The following is a 19,037-nucleotide window of genomic DNA, read 5'->3' as shown; positions in this document are numbered from 1 at the left end:
TCAATCAGCTTGGAACTGTTCCAGGTGATGCAGCAGGGATTCGCGAATCAATGTTCGATCCGATTCGCTCAACCCCAGGAGCGGCCGGGCCGGATAGCTGTATTTTGGCCCCGTCTTGGAGACGTTATCCGTTAGTCCTTCTTGGTGCACCCTTGCCACGTGCATTATTTTGCCCAAGAAGCCGACAGTCAACTGGCCAGGATCGGCATGTACCTTGAGGTATTTTGCGGTGCGAATCTTGGCGAACATGGCCGCCTTCTGCCGCTTGATGCGCCCCTTCTTCCCCTTCAATTCTTTGCGCTTCTTGCGCGCCGGATACGCCGTGCCATCCGGCCCCTGCTGCGCCTTGATGCGCTGTGCTTGGCTGCGGCGCAGGTCGATGGCCACCTTGTGATTGATGGCGCGGCGCTGGGCTGGTTGCAGCTTGGCCAGCAGGGCGCCGACCCAGGCTTCCAGCGCGTGCAGGTCGTCACTCATGCCGTCACCTCGGGCGTGCGCCATTCGGCCAGCAGGGTGTCGCCGGCGTACAGCTTCCAGAACTCGTCCGCGTAGGCCGGCATGTGCTGTATCTCGGCCAGGTGCTTGATGTCGAGGCGGCCCGCCTCGCCGGCCTTGACGGCCACCCGCTCGGTCAAGTCCAGCTTGATGGAAATGTCCACCGTTTCGTGGTTATTAAAATCGACTTCGAAGGCGATGCCGTGCTTGCGGGTTTCTTCGTTGGCCATCAGGTCGAGCTGGTGGACTTTGAGCCAGGCGATCAGGGCCACCATGATGGCGTCGGCGTCGCCCGCGTAATCGGTGACGATTAGGTTGAGCTTGAAGCGGTATTCGAAGGAGAGGGAGGCGGTGGCGGTGGCCACCACGTTGCCCTCGTCGGCGAAGACCAGCAGACGGTCGGGGTCGCGCTGCAGGTCAGGGATGGCGGCGGCCAAGTGCTGGCGCAGGCTATTCGGTTTGTACATGGTAGGTGTCTCGTACTAGGTTGTAGGCGTCGATGCAGGCGTTCAACTGGCGGGTGGCGTCGTCGCCGTCGCCGGCAATGGCGTCAAGAGCTGCCGCAGTCGCCGGGTCAAGTTCGGCGCGCGCTTCAATCCGACGGCCTGCGGCAGCGGTGGTATCTGCAGTTGCGGCGCACTGGCCGCTGGCGACGGGGATTGACAGGCGCACAGCGCCGCTGCGCACATCAAGGCTGAAACGGTCGCGTTCAGTTTTCGCATGGGTTTGCTCCTGGGTGAGGTGGTCGGCGCGCTGCGCCAGGGCGGCGCCGGCGGCGCGCTCCAGCGTGAGCACGCGGGCGGTGGCCTGGGCCAATTCGGTGGCGGCGGTGGTCTTGTCGGTGGCCGCCGCCCGCTGCAGGGCGGCGATGCTGGCGTCCTTGCGCCAGCTCTGCGCCGTCCAGCCCGCGATGGCGCCGCACAGGAGAGCAGCGGCCAGCGGGCGCCAGGTGGTCGCGGTCACATGGCTACCCGTTCCTTGATCCAGCCGAACAGAAAACGGCGCTGGGTCTTGTTGGCTTCGGTGATTTCCAGATAGCGCGCCGCCTGCAGGCCGTTCAAGGCGCGCAGCAGTACGGTGGCGCCATCCTGGCCGCGCCATTTGAGAAAAGCGGCCAGCGCGCCCAGCGACTGTGCACCCAGGCGGCCGTCGACGAACAGAGCGGGGTAGCTGGCGCCCGTGTCGTTGAACCCGTTCAGCCAGCGCTGCAGGAACTCGGCCGCGCGGTGCGGCCCCATGTTCACGCCCGTGTCGATCACTTCGGCGCCGATGCCGGCATGCAGGGCCAGCACCTGGTCGAACTTGGGTTCCGTGATGTAGCGCGCCGTGTAGATGGCGCGCGCCACAGCCACGGGCAGCTCGCGCATCGGCCCCGTGTAGCCGTTGGCGCGCGCCACGGCCACGGTGATGCCGTAATTGGTTTCGCCGCCCGCATCAAGAGGGTCGTTCACATAGCCGCCTTCAGCGTGCAGGATGGCGTCGATGGTGCGCGCGATCAGGGGATTTTCCATGGTGGCCATCAGTGCTCCTTCGCGTCTTTGACCAGCTCGGCGATGTCCTTGTCGCTGCGGCGCTGGAACCACAGGGCTACGGCGCGCGATACCCACCAGCCGGGCGCGCCCACGATCAGGTCGATGGAGCTGGCGTTCACCATGCCCCCAATGGTAGGGAGCTGGGCGCACAGCAGTTGGTACACGGTGCTGCCCAGCAGGCACGAGAACACGCCCGCGCAGGCCAGGCGGGCGACGAATTCGCCCTTGTTGAAAGTGCCGTCGCTATTTAACGGCGGCAGCACGATGTACAGCATGGCGGCGCCGACCATGCCCAGCGCCGCCTTGAAGCCGTACAGTTTGACCAGGGTGGCGAAACCACCAAACGATTCTGCGGACATTGCTTGAGTCTCCGGGGTGAAGTTAGATAGATTTCTCATGAGGGTAAAAAGGTGGATTGCTGCGTTAATCCCATAGCTGCACGATGTCAGCAAGCTGGCCCTTGCTGGGCGCCGGCTCGGGCAGGGTGACGACCAGGCCGGCCGGCAGCACGGCGCCGTGGCGCGCCAGCGCGGGATTGAGCTCCAGGGTTTGCTCGACGTATCCCGCGCCGTCGCCCAGGTAGCGCCACACCAGGGCGTCCACCGTGTCGTGCTGCCGCGTGCGCACCTGCATCAGATCAATTCCACGGTCAGGTGCGTGCGGCCCACCATATCGGCAATCGCCCATTGCGCATTGCGCCGCTGCGCGCCGGGAGCCTCGTCGAGCCACTCCATGCTTTTCTTATCGCTGACGGACGTGGCCGTGGTGTCGTAGTCGCGGTAACGCTCGATCAGATCGGCCTTCGCCGTGCTGTAGACGGCGCGCCGGTACTGCGCCAGCAAGCGGGATTCGCGGTTGATGCGCGTGGCGGGCACGTCGACCAGGGCGGCAATACCGGCTGCGGCCTGCTTGCCCTGCCAGTCGGCCAGCTCGCGGTTGACGTGCAGGATGGCATCGACCACGGCTTGTACCAGACGCGCGTCGGTGACGGTGCCATCCAGGCGCATGGCGTCGCGCATATCGGTCAGCGCAATATCGGGAAACCAGCCGTCGTTCTCGATGATGCCAGGGGCAACCGCTGGCGGCGCAGGGGCGGTGCCAGGCTGGTTTGACGGGGGCAGGGCCATGAAGGACATACGGGGCGCTTTCAAAAAGTGGGCGGTGGACGGGGTTCATCAGACCGCTGGTTTGGCCAGAATCCCCCCGTGCCGCTGTGCTGCGGGGGATGCTCTTACGCGGAACCGGCCGCGCGCTTGATGCGCCGCTCCAGCTTTTCCATATCTTTCTTGACGCCGCAGGACTCGGACAGGGCGCGCGCGCGTTTCAACTGGCCCATGGCCGTTTCCGCCTGCGGCAGCAGCGCCGGGGCGATGTCGGTATCGTCGGCCTGATCGAGCACGGCGATCATGGCCAGACCGATGGCCTTGTGCAGCTTGGCGCGCGCCTGGTCGGGCGCGTCGGCGGCGGCCGTCAACTGTTCCACCTGGCCCAGCACCCGCGCCGCGTGCTGCGGATCGCTGGCCAGCTTGCCGTGCAAATAGCCTTCGGCAAACTCGTCCAGCATCAGGGTGGCGATGTCGCGGCTGTAAGTCTCGGGCAGGGTGAACTTGTGCGCCAGCGCGTATTCGGCCATGACCAGGGCGCGCTCGTACTCGCCCGTGTCGATGTGCCACACCAGCAGGGTGGCGAAGACGTCATCCTGCGCGCCCTTGCCGCCGGCCAGCACGCCGTCGATCCATTGCGCATAGTCGGGCAGCATGGTGGCCTTGACCTCGATCTTGCGCTCGACGGACTGAATGGATTTCAGGCGGCGCCGGTCGTCGGACAGCTTGTAGAGCATCATTTCGTAAGCCGTGCCGGTGGTGACACCCTGCGGCGCGGCGGCGCCGGCCGTGCGCTCGGCCAGCATGCGCGCGCGGTGGCGCAGGGCGGGGGATTGGTTCGCCATCACTTGTCTTTCAGCTCGATGTTTTCCACCAGCGCGGCCAGGCCCAGGTCTTCGATCACGTAGGCGTCGTTCGACGACTCATAGTTTTCGATGCGGTCGCGCTTGGGCACGTCCTCGACGCGGCGGCGGCGCGCGCCTTCCTGGAAGTAGATCGACAGATTGTCGAAGCGGGTAATCAGGATGGCGTTGTCCGGGAAGTAGGGCACGCGCGCCGCCGGCAAGCCGCCGATACGCTTCTGGCTGATGATGATGTCGGCCGCCAGGGTTTCCGTGGGCGCCTGCTTGGCGTTGACCAACGGAAAATACTTGTCGTTCAACAGCTTGCGCCCGACGATGGCCACCAGATTGGTGTCTTCCTGATACCAGGGATCGAGCAGGTTGACGGCGTCCGTCACGGCCGCGTCCAGATTTGCATAGTCGGCGCCGTCCACGTCGCCGATGATGACCTTGCCCGGCAGGCTGGCCGCGACCAGACCCAGCACGCGCTCGGGCGCCAGCTCGCGCAAATGCTGCAGCCAGCCCTTGTTCACGTCCTGCAGCAGCGGGTTGGCATCCAGATCGGTGTCGGCCATGGCTTTTACGCCGTTGAAACCGATGACGATGCGGTCCAACGCCTGGCGCGTCAGGATGGCATTGGCCACGCGCGACTGGAAGTCGGGGAATTTGGCCCAGGCGTCCAGCTTGGCGTAGTTCAAATGCGTGTCGAAGTTGGTTTGCTCGCAGCGGTACTTGGTGCCGTCCAGGGTGGACAGGTCGCGCGTCTTGCGTTCCTTGTCCTTGGTGTTGGTGCGGCCGGCAATCGGGCCGGACACGCCCAGGCCCAGCTTTTCGCCTTCCTGCTCGGTCACGCCGATGATGTTCACTTTCGTCAGGAACTCGCTCGATTCCTGCATTTTCGTTTCCAGCTTTTGTTGCACGCTGGGCGTGACGCTGAAGGTCTTGGCCACGTTGTCCGTGTCGTTCAGTTGGCCCAGGCGGGTTTCATACTGGCCAAAGACCTGGCGCGTTTGCTTTTTCATGAATTATTGCTCCGTTGTTGAATGGGGTGTTGGTGGATGGCAAGCGCTTAAAACTCGGTCTGCACGGCGCCGTCGTTGCCGGTGGCGGCCGGGCGGCGCGGGCCGTTGCCGGGCGCTTCATCCATCTGTGCCTTGAAGCTGGCCAGTTCGTCCTGCGTCGCTTTCTGCGCCTTTTCCGCTGCATCGAGGCGCTTGAGGGTGTCGGCATAGTTGTCGTTGACGGTGACGACGTGGCCGGCCAGCTCCTGCACGGCTTCGCTGATGTCGGCGAACTGCGCGGCGTCGGTGCCGGATTTATGGGAGAAGCGCGACAGCAGGTTTTTCACGGCGTCGGCCAGCTTGGTGCCCTGCGGCTCGTCAAACTCCAGCGTCACCTCGACGGCGGACGTAAACAGATTGGTGCTTTGCAGCTTGCGGCTGGCGGAGAATTGCAGCGCTTCGGTGCCGAGGCTGGCGGGGCTGTCGGTGACGCCCAGGCCGACCAGGTAGGGCTGCGCCGAGTCGGCAAAGTCGGGCTGGATTTCCAGGCTGGTGTACAGCTTCTGTTTCGCCTTGTTGATGGCGATCAACTCCGGCGTCGGTTCGATCTGCGCGAACAGGGCCAGTTTCTTGCCGTTGTCGGTGTCCACTTCTTCGGCTTTGACGGCGATCACGTCGCCATAGGCCTTAAACTGGCTGTCGGGCAGGATGCCGCGAATGTGCTCCAGCCAGATGCGCGCGCCGTAGGTTTTCGGGTTGTAGGTGGCGGCGATCTGCTCGATGGTGGCGCGGTCGATGTTGCGGCCGTCCGTGGTGGCGCCTTCGGTGGCGACGCGGAAGAATTTCGATTTGGACATGGTGGGCGTTCTCGGTTGATCGGATAACGCCATGGTCAACGTCTTGGCGCCGCGATTCAATGCGGTGCGGGTTGCTATGGGCCATAGCGACTTTTGCCTTTCCCCGCTCCGCGCGCGCGCGGCCTACGCTGGCGGCATGCTGACAATCGAGAAAACAAGCGAACAAACCGTCGATGGAATCATCGGTGAACTGGCCGTGCCCGAATCCGAGCCGCGCCGTGCCGCGCGCGCCCTGTACTGGAAGGGCTGGCGCATTTCGTCTATCGCCCGCCACCTGGGGATCAAGCGCAGCACCATCAATAGCTGGAAAGAGCGCGACGAATGGGACAAGGCGCAGGCCATCGAGCATGTCGAGGCGTCGGCCGAGCTGCGCCTGGTGAAACTGATCGAAAAAGAGGTCAAGAGCGGTAGCGATTACAAGGAAATTGACCTGCTGATGCGCGCTATCGTGCAGGCGGCGCGTGTGCGCCGCTACGAGCAGCCGGGCGGCAACGAGGTCGACCTCAACCCCAAGCTGGCGAACCGCAACGCGGGGCCAAAGAAGAAGCCGACCCGCAACGATTTCAGCGAAGAGCAGAAAATCCAGCTGCTGGACGCCTTCCAGGACTCACTGTTCGACTATCAAAAGGTCTGGTATCGCAACGGCGACCAGCGCACGCGCGCCATTTTGAAGTCGCGCCAGATCGGCGCCACTTGGTACTTCGCCCGCGAGGCGCTGGCCGATGCGATGAAGACGGGCCGCAATCAAATCTTCCTGTCTGCATCCAAGAGCCAGGCGCACGTCTTCAAGCAATACATCGTGCAATTCGCGCGCGAGGCGGCCGGCATCGAGCTGACGGGCGACCCCATCGTGCTGCCGAATGGCGCCCACCTGTATTTCCTGGGCACGAACGCGCGCACGGCGCAGGGCTACCACGGTAATTTCTACTTCGATGAATTTTTCTGGACGCAGAACTTCCAGGAGTTGAACAAGGTGGCCTCGGGCATGGCCATCCACAAGAAGTGGCGCAAGACCTACTTTTCAACGCCATCCTCGACCACGCACCAGGCTTATCCGTTCTGGACGGGCGAGCTGTTCAACAAGCGCCGCGCCAAGGCGGACCAGGTGAACATCGATGTGAGCCATGGCCGCCTCTCGTCGGGCTACACGGGCGAGGACAAGATCTGGCGCCAGATCGTCACCATCCTGGACGCCGAGCGCGGCGGCTGCAATCTGTTCGACATCGACGAGCTGCGCAACTTCGAATACAGCCCGGACCAGTTCGACAATCTGCTGATGTGCAATTTCATCGACGACTCGGCCTCGGTCTTCCCGCTGGCCGAGCTGCAGCGCTGCATGGTCGATTCCTGGGTCGAGTGGGACGACTACAAGCCCTTGCTGGGCCTGCGCCCGTTCGGCAACCGGCCCGTGTGGATCGGCTATGACCCGGCCTTGAACGGCGACAGCGCCGGCTGCGTCGTGCTGGCGCCGCCCATGACGGCCGGCGGCAAGTTCCGCATCCTGGAGCGCCACCAGTGGCGCGGGCAGAGCTTTGAAGACCACGCCGACGCGATCCGCCAGATGACCGGCCGCTACAACGTCGAATACATCGGCATCGATACCACGGGCATGGGCATCGGCGTGCTGCCTATCGTGCGCGGCTTCTTCCCGGCCGTCACGGCCCTGAATTACTCGCCCGAAGTCAAAACGCGCATGGTGCTAAAAGCCAAAAACATCATCAGCAAGGGCCGGCTGGAATTTGACGCCGGCTGGACGGACATCGCGCAGTCCTTCATGGCCATCCACAAGACCCTCACCCCCAGCGGGCGGCACGTGACCTATGTCGCCGGCCGCAGCGATGAAACCGGCCACGCCGATCTGGCGTGGGCCTGCATGCACGCCCTCGATCACGAGCCATTCGAAGGCACCACCGACAACCACCACTCTTTCATGGAGATTTATTCTTGAGCAAAGCACGACACTTGCGCGGCCGGCAGGCCGGGAGCGCACCACCAGCGGCCACGGCGCCGGCCGCCGCCGGCATCGAGGCGTTTTCCTTCGGCGACCCGACGCCCGTGCTCGAGCACGCCGACATTCTCGATTGCTTCGAATGCTGGAAGAACGGCCACTGGTATGAGCCGCCCATCAACCTGGCCGGCCTGGCCAAGTCCTTCAATGCGGGCGTGCACCACAGCAGCGCCATCCACTTCAAGGCCAACGTGCTGACGTCCACCTTGATGCCGACGAAATACCTGTCGCGCGATGGCTTCAAGCGCATGGCCCTGGACTATCTGACCTTTGGCAATGCCTACCTGGAAGACCGGCCCAGCCGCAGCGGCAAGGCGCTGGCGTACCAGCATGCGCTGGCCAAGTACATGCGGCGCGGCGTCGATCTGGACACCTATTTCTTCGTGAATGGCTACCAGGCCGTGCACCAGTTCGACAAGGGCCGCGTATTCCACCTGATGGAACCGGACGTGAACCAGGAGCTGTACGGCGTGCCGCAGTACCTGAGCGCCTTGCAATCGGCCTGGCTCAATGAGGCGGCCACCCTGTTCCGCCGCAAGTATTACAAGAACGGCTCGCACGCCGGTTTCGTGTTCTACATGACGGACGCCGCGGCGAACACGCAGGACGTGGACAACCTGCGCCAGGCCATGCGCGACAGCAAAGGGCCGGGCAACTTCCGCAACCTGTTCATGTACGCGCCGAACGGCAAGAAGGACGGCATCCAGATCCTGCCCGTGTCGGACGTGGCCGCCAAGGACGAGTTTTTCAACATCAAGAGCGTCACGCGTGACGACCAGCTTGCCGCGCACCGCGTGCCGCCCCAGCTGATGGGCATCCTGCCGAACAATGCCGGCGGCTTCGGCGCCGTGGAACCGGCCGCGCGCGTCTTCGCGCGCAACGAGCTGGTGCCGCTGCAGGCGCAGTTCATGGCGATCAATGAGTGGGCGGGTGTGGAAGTAGTGAGGTTTGCCCCGTATGACCTGGCCACGGGCGGGGAGGGCGCGCAATGAGCGACCATATCGACAACACGGACAAGATCATCTTTGCCGAGGTGGCGCGCGGCCTGGCCGCCGTGCGGCGCCGGCCCGCCTTGGTGGCGCATGGCTGCTGCCTCTACTGCGACGAGGCGCTGGCGCCCGCGCGGCTGTTCTGCGATGTGGATTGCCGCGACGACTACGAGAAGGAGCAAGCGGCCAAGGCGCGCGCCGGCCGCCCAGGATGACCGCCACGCCGCGATAGCCGGCAGGGCGGGGCCGCGACAGCCCAGCCGCGCCAGCGCACCCCAGCCACCGCACAAGCCGCCCCCGAGGCGGCTTTTTCACGTCCCGATGATTGATATTGCCATGGAAGCAAGAAAAAGTCCGTTTCGGCCCGGCGCGCGCAGTTGTCCCCCCTCCACACCTGCCCGCTATATAGGGCTCTTTTGATTCAAATTTGCACCATGGCCGAAGGCGCATGAGGACTGGCGCGGCGGGGCGAAGAGGGGGCACGCGATTTGACGCATTTTGACGCACTTTGAGCGGTTTTTTCTGTGTGGCATTGGAGTACATGTCTGCGTTCGCGCGCCAAGGGCAGGGGTCTAGCTAGTTATTTTTTGCTTGCTGAGTGATTTAGGTCACTTTTATAGAGTATTGATTATCTATTTAATTAAGAGTTTGTTTAGGTCGAAAGGGTTTTTTAATTCTGCGTCTTGAGTAACTAGAGATAAGTCTACTTCTGATAGGTCTTTAATTTTTCTGCTTGGCGAGTAATTTAAATCAAAGCTTATTATTTCATCGGATTTTGAGACTAGGTAAATAAAGTCGGTGGCTATTTTCTTTATGCCTCCATCATGTATTGTGAATGTCTCTAGTCCATACAAATGTGACTTTCCAGGTATTCCTGCGTTAGACATTTTAAAGTAGTGTTTTTCATTAAATTTCCTGACGTTTTTTTGAATGTAAAATGCTGCTCCAATGCGTTTTTCCTTGTTTTCATCATTGAAACCATTAGATAGGTCAAGAAATAGGTTTACTAATTTCTCTAGATCTGAAATGAAATCTGCACTTACCTCATAATTTCCAGATATTGCATTTGCTTTAGGGAAGATAATTCTATGTAGTTGTCTGGTTTGTGTAATTTTGAGTTTTTCTGTACTGATTGAATTGCAATATTTATCAAATTCTTCGATGTGTTTATAGAAATTTGAAAAATTGTTTTGTTCTTTTGTTATTTTCATTTGAGAGTTGCTAAGTTCAATTTGAGTGAGTGCTCTTTCAATTTGTTTCTTGGTTTGCTCTGATCGATGATTTGCGCCGTAAATTCCTATAAATGTCAATCCTATAGCTAAAATTGCAAGTGGGATTTTGAAATATTCTGCCGCATTATTGAGGCCTGCTGATGTCATGGAAAATGGCGCCGGATCAATAATTGCTATTGTGGCTGCAAGAGCGATAGCTATGCAAAGAAAGACGAGGAACGTCCATTGGACAACTGGAAGTGAGAAGAGACTTCGTTCTGGATGAAATAAGTTGCTGTTTATTTTAAACATGATATCTTGAAAAAAATTATGACGTTACCAATCATTATATTTTTTGTCAACCACATGTTTTTAAGTTGAGCCTCTCTGGAGCATTCATCTTATGTTTATAAGGTATTGTGCATACAGATATCAAAACTTGATTGGAATTTCTTATGTGTGCTGATTACACCCCCAGCCGTAAAGAACAGATCGACGACCGGTTCGGTGTTCGATCGCCCCAATTCGACTTGCCGCCCGAAGCGTGGCCTGGCTACATGGCGCCAATCCTACGTGGCTCGCATGAAGCGTCCGGGGAACTGGAAATCGCCCCGGCCATGTTTGGCATGGTGCCCCATTGGGCCGATATGAAGCTGGCGCGCCAGACCTAAAACGCCCGCACCGAAACCGTGGCGCAGAAGCCATCCTTCCGCAATGCCTGGAAGCGTAAACAGTTCTGCATTTATCCCTGCAGATAATTTCTTTGAACCTTGCTATGAGACGGGCAAGCCGGTTCGCTGGCGCATCGAGCGCGCAGATGGTATGCCGGCCGCCATCGCCGGAATATGGGAGTTCCGGCCTCAAGACTTGCTCTTGTCGTTCTCGATGCTGACGATAAACGCCGATGGCCCCCCGCTCATGCAGCGCTTCCACAAGCCGGATGATGAAAAACGGATGGTGATGATGCTCGACCCGGACCAGTATCACGGCTGGCTCGATGGTTCCCTTGTGACCGAAGAGGATTTGTTTCAGCAGTATCCAGCAGAACGCCTCGTCGCTGTGGCGGATCCACTTCCGCCGCGTGTGAAAAAATGAACACGTGCTTGGGGGCTTGCGAACGAGTGCCCAAAGGCTAATGAGTTGAGCTGTAGCACTCAGCTTGGGTTTTCCAGCCGAGCTCGCCGTTAGTGCCACACTCCATCTCGGTACGGCCCGTCCAGCGGTCGCTGCGAATTCCTCCATGGGCAAAGTATTCGTAACGAAACAGCACTGCACATACGACGACAGAAAACATTAACGCTACTGCAAGCCACTTCATTCCGTTTTCCATTATGTGCATGTCCTGGTTGTTGTATTTAAACCTATTCTGTATGCCTGCACGACTATTGAAAACGAATCGCTTTTTATTATATCTGACCAGACATGTAATATTGTTGTGGAGGAAAAACCTCCACAACAAGCAAAGTCGAACTAAACGAGCTTGATTTTTAGGTCAAACTTAGATGAATGATAATTTGATAATATTTCGCACGCGTAAGCCCGAGTGGGAATATTAATCACCGAGAGAAATAAAAAAATGCACTAAGTTTCGACCCGGAAAATATTGATGTACTACGTCGAAATGAGGTCTTATTTCAGGAGGTGTTGCTTGAGCAATAGGCAGAGGATGTCGTCTATCTGTACAGCTATTACTTTTCCATCCGGTAAAATTGAGTAAGCAAACCTGACCTTCCAGTCTTGCCTCTAAGTCGCGGTTGGCGCCGTCAACGAATCGGAAAATAAAGCGTCGAGTCACTCCTAACAATGGTATGTCAATAATGCAATCAGTATTGTCGTCAATGAAGAGGGTGGTTGAAAATACAACTTGGTGATTATTGTTGTCAATCATAAAACTCCTTTGAACGCTTATTGACTGCCGCCAAACGGTTGTCTAGCACCGCAGTACATCGTGCTATCTTGCGCTTTCTTGAATAAAATGCAAGTGTTCCACTTCAAATATTTCAGGTTATGCATTTCCGCATCGATATAAGCACGACGGGACTGATGTGTTATGGGAGAGGGGACAGTGAATGTGTTGACGGATAGGTGTGGCGACAGGCCACACTTCCAAGAAAAAAAGGCTGTCATTTTGTTGTCATTCCTAGGCTAGAACAGCCCAAAAACAACCCAAATAATGACAGCCTTCTTCTTGCTAACTACTTGATTCTAAAGAATTCAGTGGTGGAGACGGCGGGAATCGAACCCGCGTCCGCAAGCACTCCACAGACAGTTCTACATACTTAGCACTATCATTTAATTTAACTCAGCCAGCACGGATGTGCACGTTATGGGCAAGCGAGTTACCTATTATTTAGTCGGACGCTAAGTAACCCAGCATACGACGAGTCCCTGTAAATGACTCTAGAGCTTTTGACGGCCCACCCCAGGGACGAGGTGTTCTAGAGCTAACAGCGATTAAGCTGCCAGTGCGTACGAGTTATCGTTTGCAGTTAAGTTTTTTCAGGTTGTATTTACGAGGTAGCCCGCCCTCGGTATGCCCTGCGCTGCTTTGCAACCCACGTCGAAACCAGGTCGTCCCCACAGAACCCTCATTGTAGCGCAATCCGCCCACTCTTGCATGATGCATTCGCTTGCTGGTGTGCGAGATCAAGCGCAGGCTGATTTATGCCGCCAACTGCCGCGCCTGCGCCGCCTTCACCACCGCGCTGACCAGCTCGAGCAACGCCTGCGGCGTGTCCAGCAGGTGGTCGGCGTTCCAGTGCTGCGGTTCGACGGGGCCGCAGTAGCCCCAGGCGCAGGCCACCGTGCGCATGCCGGCGGCGCGGCCGGCCTGGATGTCGCGCAGGTCGTCGCCCACGTACCAGCAGTCTTGCGGCGCCAGCTCCAGGCGGCGCGCCGCTTCCAGCAAGGGGGCGGGGTGCGGTTTCGGGTGGGGCATGGTGTCGCCCGAGATCACGCAGCCGGCGGCGCCCAGGCCGATCTGGCCGACCAGCGGGTCGGTGAAGCGAGCGGCCTTGTTGGTGACCACGCCCCAGGCCAGGCCCAGGGCTTGCAGGCCTTCCAGCAGGGCGGGGATGCCGTCGAACAAACGGCTTTCCACGGCCAGCGCCGCTTCATAATTGTTCAGGAAGCCGTCTTTCAGGGCTTCGTAGCCGCTTTCGCCAGGTTGCACGCCATACGATGCGCCTATCATGCCGCGCGCGCCTGCCGAGGCCGTGGGGCGCAGGACGTCATACGGGGTCGGCGCCAGGCCGGCGCGCGCGCGCAGCAGGTTGATGGCCGCCGCCAGGTCGGGCGCGGTGTCGGCCAGGGTGCCGTCGAGGTCGAACAGGATGGCGCGCGGGGCTGGCAGATGGTCTGTGATCATGGCGGGCAAAATGTGTCAAGTAGGAATGAAAAATGGCGGCCGCAGCCGCCTTGTATTGTGCGTGATGGTTACAGCGGCCGGGTGCAGGCCACCAGATAATTGACGCTGGTATCGCTATTAAGTGAGTAAATCTTGGTCAGCGGATTGTAGCCCATGCCGCGCATGCTGTTGACGTCCAGGCCGGCGCTGCGCACGTATTGCGACAGCTCGGCCGGGGTGATGAATTTGTCATAGTCGTGCGTGCCTTTCGGCAGCAGGCGCAGCAGGTATTCGGCGCCCAGGATGGCGAACAGGTACGCTTTCGGGTTGCGGTTCAGGGTCGACAGGAAGACGTGGCCGCCCGGTTTCACCAGGGTGGCGCAAGCCTTGACGATGGCGGCCGGGTCCGGCACGTGCTCGAGCATTTCCATGCACGTGACGACGTCGTACTGGCCGGCTTCTTCCTCGGCCATGGCTTCGGCGGCGATCAGCTTGTAGCGTACCTTGGCGCCCGATTCCAGGCTGTGCAGGTCGGCCACTTTCAAGGCCTTGTCGGACAGGTCGATGCCCGTCACATCGGCGCCCTTGCGGGCCATCGATTCGGCCAGGATGCCGCCGCCGCAGCCGATGTCGATCACGCGCTTGCCGGCCAGCGGCACTTTCGCGTTGATCCATTCCAGGCGCAGGGGGTTAATTTCGTGCAGGGGACGAAACTCGGAAGTGGGGTCCCACCAGCGGTGGGCCAGCTCACTGAATTTTTGGATTTCGAGAGGGTCGGCGTTCATAGGTCGAATAATAGCGGCAATTTTACAATTGGGCAGCCACGGACGAAAAAAAACCCCGCCGTGGCGGGGTTTTTCATGCTGTTCTTGACTTGCGCGATGACTTGCGGCAAGTCCAGGGGATCAGCTATTACTTGTTGCGGGTACCAACAACTTCGATTTCCACGCGACGGTTTTTCGCACGGCCTTCGGCAGTTTTGTTATCAGCAACAGGTTGTTTCTCGCCTTTGCCTTCGGTGTACACGCGGTTGCTTTCAACGCCTTTGGAAACCAGGTAGGCTTTGACAGCATCAGCACGACGTACCGACAGTTTTTGGTTGTAAGCATCGGTGCCGACGGAGTCGGTGTGACCCACAGCGATGATGACTTCCAGGTTGATACCGCCCAATTGTGCGGACAGCTCGTCCAGCTTGGCTTTGCCTTCTGGCTTCAGCGTAGCTTTGTCGAAATCGAAGAATGCATCAGCGGCGAAGCTGACTTTTTCCGAGGTAGGAGCAACGACGACTGGTACTGGCACGACAGGTGCTGGTGCCGGTGCTGGTACGACTGGTGCTGGAGGAGCCACGCATTTGCCGTCTTGCAGGGTTTCTGGCTCTACGCACAGTGGCACGTCGCAACCTGGCACTGCGTCAGCAGGTGTCCAGTAGCCGGTACGCCAGCACAGGCCGAATGGGTCACGCACGATCACGCCGCGGGCATCTTGCACGTAAGCGCTTTTTGGGCTTGGTGCTTTGATGTCAGTGGTAACTGGCGCGAATGGTGGGGAGGTTGGGGTTTGGGCCGAAGCCGAGCCAGCAATCACTGCGGATGCAGCGAAAAACAGCGTTACAAATTTATTCATTCTTTTTTCCTTTCGGGGGGTGATATCCGCAGAACAACACTGCGCTACTGGTGCTACGTGCCAAGATTTTATCATGTAGACCATATGCGCTCGTTTCAGATTGCGAAACTAGCAATTAACTTCCCAGTCATTTTGCCACACGCATCAGGGGCGCACGACCGTGGTTAAATCAAAGCTTGCCCGATTTTAGACCGCTCGTTGTTTTTGCGCAACGAAAATGCCCATTTGTAACGCATCTGTAACAATTGATCGTTTTTTTTGCCACTTTTCAGGGCAGGTGGCTTGAACTGGTATTGCCATTGTGCATTATCGAATGCTTCAGCCGCACGCCTCCGGTGCAAATGGCCAATATTGTCGGTATGGCCAATTTGTACAGATAGCCGGGCGCGCATGCTAAAATCGTGCGCTTGACTGTTAAGAGTGTCGAGCAAATGCCCACGGCAGCACCGTATGGCCAGGAGGTATCCCCGCGGTACCCGTACTGGCCGTGCCGCCAGTCCGTCGATTTGTTCAGGCACTCTGCGACATGGAAGCCGGGCCGCGCCAGCAGCGCGCGCGACGCGGCGTCCACGACGACAGCCACCCAGGATATGCAGTATTGCGTCATACATTGCGTAACAGATAAGTTAACCACAGCCTGAGATCAGTCGAACCGCCAATGGATCAATTCGCAAAAGAAACAATTCCTATTTCCCTCGAAGAAGAGATGCGCAAGAGCTACCTCGATTACGCCATGAGCGTGATCGTCGGTCGCGCCTTGCCCGATGCGCGTGATGGCTTGAAGCCAGTGCACCGCCGCGTCTTGTTCGCGATGCATGAAATGAATAACGTGTGGAACCGCCCTTACGTCAAGTGCGCCCGCGTGGTCGGCGAAACCATGGGTAAATACCATCCCCACGGCGATGCCTCGATCTACGACACACTGGTGCGCATGGCGCAAGATTTTTCGCTGCGCTACATGCTCGTCGATGGCCAGGGCAACTTCGGTTCCGTCGACGGCGATGGCGCTGCGGCGATGCGTTACACCGAGTGCCGCCTGGACAAGATCGCCGGCGAGCTGCTGGCCGATATCGACAAGGATACCGTCGACTTCCAGCCCAACTACGATGGCAAGGAAAAGGAGCCGACGGTCTTGCCGACGCGTATCCCGAACCTGCTGATTAATGGCTCGTCCGGTATCGCCGTCGGTATGGCGACGAACATTCCGCCACACAACATCACCGAAGTCATCGACGGCGCGCTGCACGTGCTGCGCAATCCCGACTGCACGATCGATGAATTGATCGAGCTGATCCCGGCGCCGGACTTCCCGACGGCCGGCATCATCTATGGCGTATCCGGCGTGCGCGACGGCTATCGCACGGGCCGTGGCCGCGTCGTGATGCGCGCCAAGACCCACTTCGAAGAATACGGCAAGGATGGCGGCCGCATCGCCATCATCGTCGACGAGCTGCCATTCCAGGTCAACAAGAAATCCTTGCTGGAACGCATCGCCGAAAACGTGCGCGACAAGAAGCTCGACGGCATTTCCGACATCCGCGACGAATCCGACAAGTCGGGCATGCGCGTGGTGATCGAGCTGAAACGGGGCGAAGTGCCGGAAGTGGTGCTGAACAATCTGTACAAGCAGACCCAGTTGCAGGACACCTTCGGCATGAACATGGTGGCCCTGGTCGATGGCCAGCCGAAGCTGCTGAACCTCAAGCAGATGCTGCAATGCTTCCTGTCGCACCGCCGCGAAGTGGTCACGCGCCGTACCGTGTTCGAACTGCGCAAGGCGCGCGAACGCGGTCACGTGCTCGAAGGCCTGGCAGTCGCGCTGGCCAACATCGATGACTTCATCGCCATCATCAAGGCTGCGCCAACGCCGCCGATCGCCAAGGTCGAGCTGATGGCCAAGGCCTGGGATTCGTCCGTCGTGCGCGAAATGCTGGCCCGCACGGGCGACGGCACGACGCCAGGCGGCATCGATGCCTACCGTCCGGAAAACCTGCCGAAGCACTACGGCATGCAGGGCGATGGCCTGTACAAGCTGTCGGACGATCAGGCGCAGGAAATTCTGCAGATGCGCCTGCAGCGCCTGACCGGTCTGGAGCAGGACAAGATCGTCAACGAGTACAAGGACGTGATGGAACATATCGCCGACTTGCTCGATATCCTGGCCAAGCCGGAACGCGTCACCGTCATCATCACCGATGAAATGACGGCGGCGAAGAACGAATACGGCGCCGGCAACAAGGACGTGCGCCGCTCGCAGATCGAGTTGAATGCCACCGATCTGGAAACGGAAGATTTGATCACGCCGCAGGACATGGTCGTGACCCTGTCGCACACGGGTTACATGAAGGCCCAGCCGATCACCGAATACCGCGCGCAGAAGCGCGGCGGTCGCGGCAAGCAGGCCATGGCGACGAAAGAGGAAGACTGGATCGACCAGCTGTTCATCGCCAATACGCACGACTACATCCTGTGCTTCTCGGATCGTGGCCGCATGTACTGGCTGAAGGTGTGGGAAGTGCCGCAAGGTTCGCGCAATTCGCGCGGCAAGCCGATCGTCAACATGTTCCCGCTGCAGGACAACGAAAAGATCACCGTGATCCTGCCGCTGTCGGGCGAGAACCGCACGTTCCCGGAAGACCATTACGTCTTCATGTCGACCAGCTTGGGCACCGTCAAGAAGACGCCGCTGAAGGACTTCAGCAATCCACGCAAGGCCGGCATCATCGCGGTCGACCTGGACGACGGCGACTTCCTGATCGGCGCGGCGCTGACCGATGGCCAGCACGACGTGATGCTGTTCTCCGATTCGGGCAAGGCGGTACGCTTCGACGAGAACGACGTGCGTCCGATGGGCCGTACGGCACGCGGCGTGCGCGGCATGAACCTGGAAGAAGGCCAGCACGTGATCGCGCTGCTGGTGGCCGAGAACGAGCAGCAGTCGGTGCTGACGGCAACGGAAAACGGTTACGGCAAGCGTACGCCGATCACCGAGTACACGCGCCATGGCCGAGGCACGAAAGGCATGATCGCCATCCAGACCAGCGAGCGCAACGGTAAAGTGGTTGCCGCGACCCTGGTCGATACCAACGATGAAATCATGCTGATCACCACCGGTGGTGTCCTGATCCGCACCCGCGTGTCGGAAATCCGCGAGATGGGCCGCGCGACGCAGGGCGTGACCCTGATCGCCGTGGAAGACGGCACCAAGCTGTCCGGCCTGCAGCGCGTGGTGGAGACGGATATCGACGAAGTCGAGCTGACGACGGAGGCGGGCACGGATGCCGCGCAGGCGCCGGCTGAACCAGCCGATCCAGCAGACCCGGCCCAGCCGGAGTAAGATGATTGGGGCTCTTTCGGGAGCCCCAATTGCTATGGGCGCGCCAGTTGCGGCGCCAGCCTGCGTGTCCCAGGCCATTCCCCGCTTTTATAGAGTCCCGCAAGCCATGAGAAAAATCGTCGCCACCTTCTTCGCCGCGTTTTCGCTGGCCTTTCTTGCAACCCTGCCGGCCCTGGCCCAGAGCACGCAAGCCACGCCGGCCCGCCAGGCCGCGCCCAGCCCCGCCATGAAAGTGGCCGTGCGGCGCATGCTCGACGCGATGCAGTTCCCGCAGCTCACGCGCAGCATCTTCGACCAGATGCTGCAATCGGTACCCGCCATGATCCGCCAGTCGGCGCAGCAGCAAATCAACAGCAACCCGAAGCTGGACGAGCAGCGCAAGGCGCGCGCGCTGGCCAGCGCCGAGGAAGAAATCCCGCTGGCCATCGCCACCCTGACGCAGGTGCTGGCCGACCCGACCCTGATCGATGAACTGGGCGATGAAATGGTGCCCCTGTACGCGCGTTTCTACACGGTGCCCGAAGTCGAGCAGCTGACGGCCTTCTACAAGACGCCGCTGGGCCGCAAGATGCTGGCCACGATGCCGCAACTGTCGGCCGAATCGATGGCCATCAGCCAGCGCGTGCTGATCCCCCGCGTGAATGCCGTGCTTGAGCAGGTCATGCGGGCGGCCACGCAGTCGCCCCAATAATT

At 59.7% G+C, this 19,037-nt stretch carries 22 protein-coding genes and 1 other RNA gene; 6 read left to right on the top strand and 17 right to left on the bottom strand.

Annotated elements, in window-relative coordinates; all coding sequences use genetic code 11:
- The 10 genes from GCN78_RS11450 to GCN78_RS11405 form a co-directional block, all read right to left on the bottom strand.
- Window positions 1-477 carry a phage virion morphogenesis protein gene (locus tag GCN78_RS11450; protein WP_152251815.1) on the bottom strand — a complete coding sequence of 159 codons (477 nt, stop codon included), beginning with the start codon at window positions 475-477 and terminating at the stop codon, window positions 1-3.
- The gene (locus GCN78_RS11445; protein WP_152251814.1) at window positions 474-962 is read right to left on the bottom strand and encodes a phage tail protein; all 489 of its coding nucleotides are present in this window, start codon (window positions 960-962) and stop codon (window positions 474-476) included. The genes GCN78_RS11450 and GCN78_RS11445 overlap by 4 nt, the downstream gene beginning before the upstream one ends.
- Window positions 946-1,458 (bottom strand): lysis system i-spanin subunit Rz, encoded by a 513-nt coding sequence (locus GCN78_RS11440; protein WP_226939582.1) that lies wholly within the window; start codon window positions 1,456-1,458, stop codon window positions 946-948. Before GCN78_RS11440 ends, GCN78_RS11445 begins: the two co-directional genes overlap by 17 nt.
- Window positions 1,455-2,015 (bottom strand): glycoside hydrolase family 108 protein, encoded by a 561-nt coding sequence (locus GCN78_RS11435; RefSeq protein WP_152251813.1) that lies wholly within the window; start codon window positions 2,013-2,015, stop codon window positions 1,455-1,457. Before GCN78_RS11435 ends, GCN78_RS11440 begins: the two co-directional genes overlap by 4 nt.
- Window positions 2,015-2,386: a hypothetical protein gene (locus tag GCN78_RS11430; RefSeq protein WP_152251812.1), complete on the bottom strand. Its 372-nt coding sequence runs from the start codon at window positions 2,384-2,386 to the stop codon at window positions 2,015-2,017. Before GCN78_RS11430 ends, GCN78_RS11435 begins: the two co-directional genes overlap by 1 nt.
- A 64-nt stretch (window positions 2,387-2,450) precedes the next feature.
- On the bottom strand, window positions 2,451-2,660 hold the full coding sequence (locus tag GCN78_RS11425) for a tail protein X (protein ID WP_152251811.1): 210 nt from the start codon (window positions 2,658-2,660) through the stop codon (window positions 2,451-2,453).
- A complete protein-coding gene (locus tag GCN78_RS11420; protein WP_152251810.1) occupies window positions 2,660-3,163 on the bottom strand; it encodes a head completion/stabilization protein in 504 nt (167 codons plus the stop codon). The genes GCN78_RS11425 and GCN78_RS11420 overlap by 1 nt, the downstream gene beginning before the upstream one ends.
- Window positions 3,164-3,258: 95 nt before the next feature.
- Complete coding sequence (gene gpM, locus GCN78_RS11415; protein WP_152251809.1) at window positions 3,259-3,975, bottom strand: phage terminase small subunit; 717 nt, start codon at window positions 3,973-3,975, stop codon at window positions 3,259-3,261.
- Complete coding sequence (locus GCN78_RS11410) at window positions 3,975-4,994, bottom strand: phage major capsid protein, P2 family (RefSeq protein ID WP_152251808.1); 1,020 nt, start codon at window positions 4,992-4,994, stop codon at window positions 3,975-3,977. Before GCN78_RS11410 ends, gpM begins: the two co-directional genes overlap by 1 nt.
- 47 nt (window positions 4,995-5,041) lie before the next feature.
- Window positions 5,042-5,830: a GPO family capsid scaffolding protein gene (locus tag GCN78_RS11405; protein WP_152251807.1), complete on the bottom strand. Its 789-nt coding sequence runs from the start codon at window positions 5,828-5,830 to the stop codon at window positions 5,042-5,044.
- A gap of 136 nt (window positions 5,831-5,966) precedes the next feature.
- Between GCN78_RS11405 and GCN78_RS11400 the strand changes: the two genes are divergently transcribed.
- The 3 genes from GCN78_RS11400 to GCN78_RS11390 are packed head-to-tail and all read left to right on the top strand — an operon-like array spanning window position 5,967 to window position 9,042.
- The gene (locus GCN78_RS11400) at window positions 5,967-7,778 is read left to right on the top strand and encodes a terminase ATPase subunit family protein (RefSeq protein WP_152251806.1); all 1,812 of its coding nucleotides are present in this window, start codon (window positions 5,967-5,969) and stop codon (window positions 7,776-7,778) included.
- Window positions 7,775-8,830, top strand: coding sequence for a phage portal protein (locus tag GCN78_RS11395; protein WP_226939581.1), 1,056 nt, complete (start codon window positions 7,775-7,777; stop codon window positions 8,828-8,830). Before GCN78_RS11400 ends, GCN78_RS11395 begins: the two co-directional genes overlap by 4 nt.
- Window positions 8,827-9,042: a DUF2116 family Zn-ribbon domain-containing protein gene (locus GCN78_RS11390; RefSeq protein WP_152251804.1), complete on the top strand. Its 216-nt coding sequence runs from the start codon at window positions 8,827-8,829 to the stop codon at window positions 9,040-9,042. The genes GCN78_RS11395 and GCN78_RS11390 overlap by 4 nt, the downstream gene beginning before the upstream one ends.
- 417 nt (window positions 9,043-9,459) lie before the next feature.
- Here the strand turns inward: GCN78_RS11390 and GCN78_RS11385 are convergent, their stop codons facing one another.
- Window positions 9,460-10,350: a hypothetical protein gene (locus GCN78_RS11385; protein ID WP_152251803.1), complete on the bottom strand. Its 891-nt coding sequence runs from the start codon at window positions 10,348-10,350 to the stop codon at window positions 9,460-9,462.
- Between the two features lie 402 nt (window positions 10,351-10,752).
- On the opposite strand from GCN78_RS11385, the gene GCN78_RS29620 reads away from it, so the two are divergent.
- The gene (locus GCN78_RS29620) at window positions 10,753-11,133 is read left to right on the top strand and encodes an SOS response-associated peptidase family protein (RefSeq protein WP_226939580.1); all 381 of its coding nucleotides are present in this window, start codon (window positions 10,753-10,755) and stop codon (window positions 11,131-11,133) included.
- Between the two features lie 457 nt (window positions 11,134-11,590).
- Here the strand turns inward: GCN78_RS29620 and GCN78_RS11375 are convergent, their stop codons facing one another.
- The 6 genes from GCN78_RS11375 to GCN78_RS11350 all read right to left on the bottom strand — a co-directional run bounded on the left by GCN78_RS11375 (window position 11,591) and on the right by GCN78_RS11350 (window position 15,399).
- Complete coding sequence (locus GCN78_RS11375) at window positions 11,591-11,926, bottom strand: hypothetical protein (RefSeq protein WP_152251802.1); 336 nt, start codon at window positions 11,924-11,926, stop codon at window positions 11,591-11,593.
- A gap of 330 nt (window positions 11,927-12,256) precedes the next feature.
- Window positions 12,257-12,617: a transfer-messenger RNA gene (gene ssrA / locus GCN78_RS11370) on the bottom strand.
- Between the two features lie 83 nt (window positions 12,618-12,700).
- Complete coding sequence (locus GCN78_RS11365; protein WP_152251801.1) at window positions 12,701-13,405, bottom strand: HAD family hydrolase; 705 nt, start codon at window positions 13,403-13,405, stop codon at window positions 12,701-12,703.
- A gap of 68 nt (window positions 13,406-13,473) precedes the next feature.
- Window positions 13,474-14,169 carry a bifunctional 2-polyprenyl-6-hydroxyphenol methylase/3-demethylubiquinol 3-O-methyltransferase UbiG gene (gene ubiG / locus GCN78_RS11360; RefSeq protein ID WP_152251800.1) on the bottom strand — a complete coding sequence of 232 codons (696 nt, stop codon included), beginning with the start codon at window positions 14,167-14,169 and terminating at the stop codon, window positions 13,474-13,476.
- Window positions 14,170-14,296: 127 nt separating this feature from the next.
- Window positions 14,297-15,007: an outer membrane protein OmpA gene (gene ompA, locus GCN78_RS11355; protein WP_152251799.1), complete on the bottom strand. Its 711-nt coding sequence runs from the start codon at window positions 15,005-15,007 to the stop codon at window positions 14,297-14,299.
- Window positions 15,008-15,171: 164 nt separating this feature from the next.
- Window positions 15,172-15,399 carry a hypothetical protein gene (locus GCN78_RS11350; RefSeq protein ID WP_152251798.1) on the bottom strand — a complete coding sequence of 76 codons (228 nt, stop codon included), beginning with the start codon at window positions 15,397-15,399 and terminating at the stop codon, window positions 15,172-15,174.
- Window positions 15,400-15,665: 266 nt separating this feature from the next.
- On the opposite strand from GCN78_RS11350, the gene gyrA reads away from it, so the two are divergent.
- Complete coding sequence (gene gyrA / locus GCN78_RS11345) at window positions 15,666-18,344, top strand: DNA gyrase subunit A (protein WP_152251797.1); 2,679 nt, start codon at window positions 15,666-15,668, stop codon at window positions 18,342-18,344.
- Window positions 18,345-18,450: 106 nt separating this feature from the next.
- Window positions 18,451-19,035 (top strand): DUF2059 domain-containing protein, encoded by a 585-nt coding sequence (locus GCN78_RS11340; protein WP_193316694.1) that lies wholly within the window; start codon window positions 18,451-18,453, stop codon window positions 19,033-19,035.
- Window positions 19,036-19,037 lie beyond the last annotated feature (2 nt).

The sequence above is a fragment of the Janthinobacterium rivuli genome, from assembly GCF_009208735.1.
Taxonomy (GTDB): domain Bacteria; phylum Pseudomonadota; class Gammaproteobacteria; order Burkholderiales; family Burkholderiaceae_D; genus Janthinobacterium.
The sequence above is the reverse complement of the archived record's forward strand: the minus strand, read 5'-3'. Positions and strand labels throughout refer to the sequence as shown.